General features: G+C 36.2%; 3 protein-coding genes. All 3 read right to left on the reverse strand.

Going from position 1 to position 6,433, the window contains the following annotated elements; translation table 11 throughout:
• Positions 1 to 22: 22 nt before the first annotated feature.
• Positions 23 to 1,282, reverse strand: coding sequence for an oligosaccharide flippase family protein (locus BUE24_RS22025; RefSeq protein WP_073321398.1), 1,260 nt, complete (start codon positions 1,280 to 1,282; stop codon positions 23 to 25).
• A gap of 175 nt (positions 1,283 to 1,457) precedes the next feature.
• Positions 1,458 to 5,459: a DUF6923 family protein gene (locus BUE24_RS22030; protein ID WP_073321401.1), complete on the reverse strand. Its 4,002-nt coding sequence runs from the start codon at positions 5,457 to 5,459 to the stop codon at positions 1,458 to 1,460.
• 63 nt (positions 5,460 to 5,522) lie between these two features.
• Complete coding sequence (locus BUE24_RS22035; RefSeq protein WP_073321405.1) at positions 5,523 to 6,329, reverse strand: glycosyltransferase; 807 nt, start codon at positions 6,327 to 6,329, stop codon at positions 5,523 to 5,525.
• Positions 6,330 to 6,433: the final 104 nt, after the last annotated feature.

Raw genomic sequence — 6,433 nt, forward strand, 5'->3', positions numbered from 1 at the left:
ATTTTTCCTTCGACGAGAGGGGTTAACCTTTCGTTAAGTGTTTTGCGGCTATTTTTTGATAACCTGCAAAAAACAAGAGTTGGAAAATGAGCAGTATGCCCATTGCAACGATTTGCATGATGACGACTTGTAATAAAGAATCGTGAAATAAGATGATAAGTACTACTTGAAGAATACCGAGTAGAGAAGAGATAATCACAGGGATATATTGATCCAGTGATAAAAAGTAATAGGCAAATATGTTTGATATTGCAAAGAGTGAAGTAGCAATAGCATATTTCCAGAGTAGGGGAGCCATACTTATATATTGTTTCCCAAACATGATATTGATTACAAATTCTGGGAAAAAGTAACAACCTATTACTATAGAGGTTGATAAGAGTGTGATATAAAAGACATATTTAAAAAGAATTGAAGCCGATGATAGTCCGTCTTTTTGCCGTTGTACTACTTTTGGTAATAGCAGCATAACAAACATCCAGGCTACAAAATACACTACTCTTCCAATTAAGGCTAAAGAAGCATATAAGCCTGCGTTATAGGTGTCAAAATAATGCTTTACCAAAAGGATATCACTATTATTGATAATGATCTGGCTTAATTCATAAAATGCTGTGAGGATAAAGAATTTAAGGATATACTTGTTCTCTGCAATGGGGAGTTGATATTTTTTGAAAGGTTGTACACCTTCAGAATGGAAAGGGAACAAACCAAATACAAAAGATAAAGCAATACCCAGAGCAACAAGAATAGAGGATTGAAGATTTACGATATATATCAATGCAAGGGTTAGCAGGAGCCTGCTGATCATTTCTCCTTGATAAGTGATGGCCAGTTTGTCAAATTTCTTAATTCCTTGAAAAAAACCGCGGTTTACACTCATTACAAAGTATAAGGGTACTCCTATACCAAAGAGGATAAACATTAAGGAAGTTTGGGTGTTAAATAACTGCTGCAGTTGGCCAGCAAAGGTGATAATTAGAAATCCAAATACAATACCAGTTATCGCTGCATACTTATGAATGATATTGATAAAATTATTAAAAATCCCATTTTCAAAAATCACCGAGAATTTTGCAGTAGACAATTGGAATGTCATTGCAATAAAAGACAGCACTAGCAAAAAGGTAATCAATAATGCAGCATCTGCAAATTGTTCCGGACCCAAGATTCTTCCCAGCAACAAATTATAAAGATAGTTCCCGCCATTAACGATAATCACGCTGGCCATGAACTTCTGTTCTGGAGAGATTTGTTTTAAGACCTTGAGGCTAGTAATCATATTCTTAAAGATAGTACTTTATACCATATTAATTCCGGTTATAAATAATTAAAATTTTGTGTTTTTTCTGTTAAGCTTACTGTACTCTACCCATAGAGTACAGTAGCCAACAGCAAATAATTATAGTTAAATAAGATGCTTCAATGTTACCCAAACCTGAAACAAATACTTTTGATTATTTTATGAGGAAACTTCCCTTGTATCTTACTTTAAAGTTATCTCCTCTAATGATATATTTATAAACACCCTGCGTTAGATTTTTGGCTGTAAACAGGAAGGTGTCAGACATTGCACCATCGTTTGTAATTTCCTCTTCCTGTACAATTCTTCCTAGCATATCGACCACCGAAATGGTAATTTTTTCATTTGGTGTAGGCATTATTATAGTGGTCTGACTACTAAATGGATTAGGGGAATTACGTACCGAAGTTCTGACTTGTGCTACATTTTCGGTGTCTTCCTCTTCAGCAATGATTTCTTCATCTTCAGATCCAATTGTCTTAGTAAAAGCAAGATTTTTCACTTCAATCGTAAAAGGAGAGGAATTCTTGTAATCTCCCTGGATTGAAAATACTACACTTCTGATATCGCTAATTGTGGTTTTTTGCTTTGCTTTATTGGCAAAATCAGTAAACGCAATCGTATATTTTTGTAGCGAATTATTGGCTTTTATTTGATAACGCAATCTGTCGTTCCAGTCGATCAGGTCTTTGGATACCAAAATGACTTCTACATCGGTATTGGCTTGTAATTCGAAAGTAACTCCAATAAATTCTGAAACATCTAAGGTAAGATCTCCACCAAGGATATTTCTGAATAGATTCATCGTTTCTTTTACAGATCCCTGTACAGTTACATCTCTTTCTACCAGATAGTCATCAGTATCTTGTTCTGAAGCTTTGTTTTGTACAATGCTGAAGTCAGAAATTATTGCTCCTCCTTCTTGATAGTCAACACCCCATGGCCCATCGGCTAGATACAAGATGTCTGCTTTTGTGGGATCATCACCTGTAATAGCAAAACCAATATCAAATAAGTAACCAGTATCCACATTAATGGTTTCAAAATAAGATCCAGATAACGGAATACTTTTAGTAATTAATTCTTCATTATCTTGCTCAGTAGCTCTTTTGTTTCCTCTGAAATTAACTTGATTGGCTTGTGCTTTATTCACTATGCTCAATGTCAATTGTCCATCTCTATAAAATCCTTTTTGGATGAATATCTCTGGGATATTGTTAGGAATAAATGTTTTTCCTAATGACTTTCCTATAGCCAATTGATCGATAATGGTATTCGCAATATGCACGGCTTGAGGGATGGATCCTCCCCAGATCTGGAAATTCAAATAATCTCCTTCTGGATAGGCTTCAATATTCCATAAACTATACAATTCATTCTGAAATTCGTCAAGTCGCACAGAAAAATGTAACGCATATTCGATTTCTCCTCCTGGTCTTTTGATTCTAGTATTTACCAAATCGAAGTTTCTTACTCGTAATGTTCGGATATCTTCGATAATAGAACCGTTAAGTCGATCACAAATGGTTTTGGAGTGATCATAAACTCCTCCTTTAGTGGTCATTGCCAGAGCAGCACCAACTCGATCTTCCTGGTTGTAATAATCAATAGAAAAAACAGCAGTCGCATTGGTGATCCCGATTAAATCGTCTGGGCTAGAAACATATGAAGTTTCAATTCCAGCAGCACCAGTAAGCGGGAAGTAGACACTAAGATCTGTTCCATTTTTTGTACGATATTTTCTGGATCCTGGCGAAAACTTCTCCTGTAAACGCTTCTGATTGGATACTTTGTTTGTTTTTGCTCTTAAGAAATTTCTTTTGGCAATCAAATTCGCCAGATCTCCATTACTTTCTAATCCACCATCGTTTCCAGAGGTCACTACACCTTCTTCAGTAAGTTCTGGGATATTAGTGGTCTTCAGAGATGAATATTGATCTGCACTGATATGAAATAGCATATCATTAAAATCATGATCTGCAGATGGATAATCTCTTCTGGTATCTTCAAATCCCAGAACAATAGTCTGATTTGCAGTGTCCGCCAATAAAATATTGTGGGGGCGTAATGCTTCATCACACTCTGGATTAAAATCTGGATTAGAATAAAGTTGCCATAACCCTGAATCTACAGTAGTCCCATTCCATCCATCAACTAGAAGCACCCAACCAATACCGGTGTCTGCGGGGAAACTGCCTAGATCTATCGTATTACCAGCAACTAATCCACCATCACTTCCTGTTTTAGACCCGTTAGGGAACACCAGGGTAATATCTTCTGGACTAGGAGCTTGTTGTAATGGGCTATTGATGTCATAGGTATAATATCCTAAGGTGTTTTTGTAAGTTGTATTTTCGTTAATGAAGGTCACTTTGATATTAGCAGTACTCTCTACAATGACATCAGTATCATATCCTGAGTAAATATAGTTGGGATTGTTATTTGGGATTGAATTTCCTTCAGGCAATGCACCGTCAATCCTATTGATATAATCGGTGGATAGAGTTTCGTTAGTATCCAGATAATTTGGAGTACCATTCGTAGTATAAGTGCCAAGGTACTGATATCGTTCTCCTATACTTAGTACGGGAAAGCTCGCTGGTGTTTGATTTCCGTTTTCAGAATCAAAAACTGTTTCTTTTACATCAAAATGATCATCAAGTCCATCCTGATCAAAGTCACTTCCTGCTGCCACAGTATCAGCAACATTATCGGCATTGGTATCATAGGCATCTACATGATCCAGCTTTCCATCATTATTAGAATCTGTATCCATGAAATCTGGTAGATCAGTACCATCGGTATTTACATATCCTTGTGGAGTACCTCCCTGATCGGGATCAAAAGCATCATCCATTCCATCTCTATCGGTGTCATTACCTGATAAAGTTATAAAACTGGCATTGTTTTGCCCTTCAATCAAATCTATGATTCCATCTCCATCAGCATCAATATCATAGGGGTCGTATATTAAATCTCCATCAGTATCTGTGGGGAAGAATGCAACTCCCGTTTGATCTACATCAACGATATCTGCAATTCCATCGAGATCAGAATCCACAAAATTATCATCTTCAGAATTGAAATACCCATCGCCGTTGGTATCGTAGCTTCCTAAGCCCGCTTCAACAATATCAAAAATACCATCGTTATCACTATCTAGGTCTAATACATTAGGTACACCATCTCTATCGGTATCAAAAGCAAGAGATACACCACTATTACATGTAGCACCAAAATCAGGATCAAGATAGTTAAAGGTACCATCGCCATCATCATCTCCATAAGGGTCTATTCCTCCGCCTTCTACTAGATCTGGTATCCCATCTCCGTCGGTATCTTTATCAAAAGGGTCTAAGACTTCATCCTGATCGGCATCTACTGGAGAAACACCAATGGCACATTTAAAACCATCATTAGAATTGGTAACTTCAGTATTATTTAATAGTGTAGCGTACGGACTTGGATTTTCATAGTCATTTACCAAATATAGTCCTCCTTGATTACTCGAAACATATAATCGATTACTAGTATCAGTATATGCTGCGCCAAAAGTGTGACTAGGTAAATCAGTTACCGATTTGCTGCTAAATGCTGGTGTAGCTGTAGTAAGGTCCCATTTATAGACGTTTCCTCGGCTACCCCCGTATAAATTACCATCTATAAATACAATATCGGCACAGGTTTGTGGTGAGGCTTGATCAGAAACTACAATTTCAAAAACAGGGGAAGAAGTTCCATCATAATCCTGAAGATTTAGGATCTTATGAAATGATCTTTTGTCTAGTGCGTTTTGAAAAACCCATAGGTTTCCTTCGTTATCTACGTCTGCTGCATATCCCCCACCAAATTGGATAGCTCCATTGGGAGCTACGGCTCCTAAATCTAAGATAAAGTCTTCTCCGATTCGCAACAAGTGTTTATCACTATTTCTAATCGCATACAGGAAATTATCTACAGGGTTATATCCGCCTGCATTGTATGCGGTATGGGTATGTAAAGGATCCGAATAGGTTCCGGTAATAGGATCGTAAGAACGTAGAGCACCAGAAATAACCTGGTAAAACTTACCTTCATTACAATCAAAAGGTTGCTGTGCATAGCTTGATGGAGCTAAGGCAAGAAGCAATATAAAAAGAGTAATTATTTTTTTCATAGGTATACTTTATGCGTACTTGATATTATTTTTTTAATTCTTGATATAGAGTTTTGATAGTAGTTATTTTACCATATTGTAATTCAGTTTTAGTTTCAAGTTTTCTGTTATTTTTTTACTAGTTGTACTGATTTTAAGGTAGCTTATCCATATTGCTAACAGGTTGATAGGGATCAGGAATGAATCTTTAAGCGTTATTTTCGATCCTTCTACTTCGATCCAGCTATCTAGTGGTTCTTCGCTAATGCAGTTCAACAGATCTTTAAGTCCGATATGCTTTTTCAATCTCAAGAAGATTTCGATATCAAATAACCATCTGCTGATAAATCTTTGGCTGTATACATTCTCTATGATACTTTTCTTAAATACTTTGGCACCACATTGTGTGTCTTTGATAGGCAGTTGCAGGATATGTCTGATAAAGAATCCTACAAAGTTTGATAACAAGTTTCTTAGAAAACTTCTCTCTATATTGTTAGCTTCTTCTGCTTTTCTGGATCCAAATACCATGGTTAGGTTTGGATTAGCATTTAGTTTTTCTACCAGATTGTCCATTTCTTCCAACGAAGTAGAAAGGTCAGCATCCAGGAATCCGATATTATCGATATGATCTAATTCTTTTAGGTAATTGGCTCCTGCTTGTACTGCAGATGCTTTTCCTTGGTTTTGTTCCAGATCGATTACCGATATTCTTTTGGGATCGAATTGTCTTAGTTGTTGTAGTAGCTCTAAGGTATTGTCTGCGCTACCATCGTTTACAAAACAGAAGTGATAATTATTATTGTTGGTTAAAAATTGGCAAAATTTGTCTTTTTCCAATCTATAATATTCATTATAGCATGGAATAATAATTCCAGTAATTTTCGTCATTATAATTAAGATTTTGGGGGAATACTTCAGGGGCAATTACAAGTAGAAGTATTCTTGATACATTATATTTCTCTTAGTTTTTTATGTTAAACATTCTTCTGGGG

This window comes from Aquimarina spongiae (assembly GCF_900141785.1).
Classification (GTDB): domain Bacteria; phylum Bacteroidota; class Bacteroidia; order Flavobacteriales; family Flavobacteriaceae; genus Aquimarina; species Aquimarina spongiae.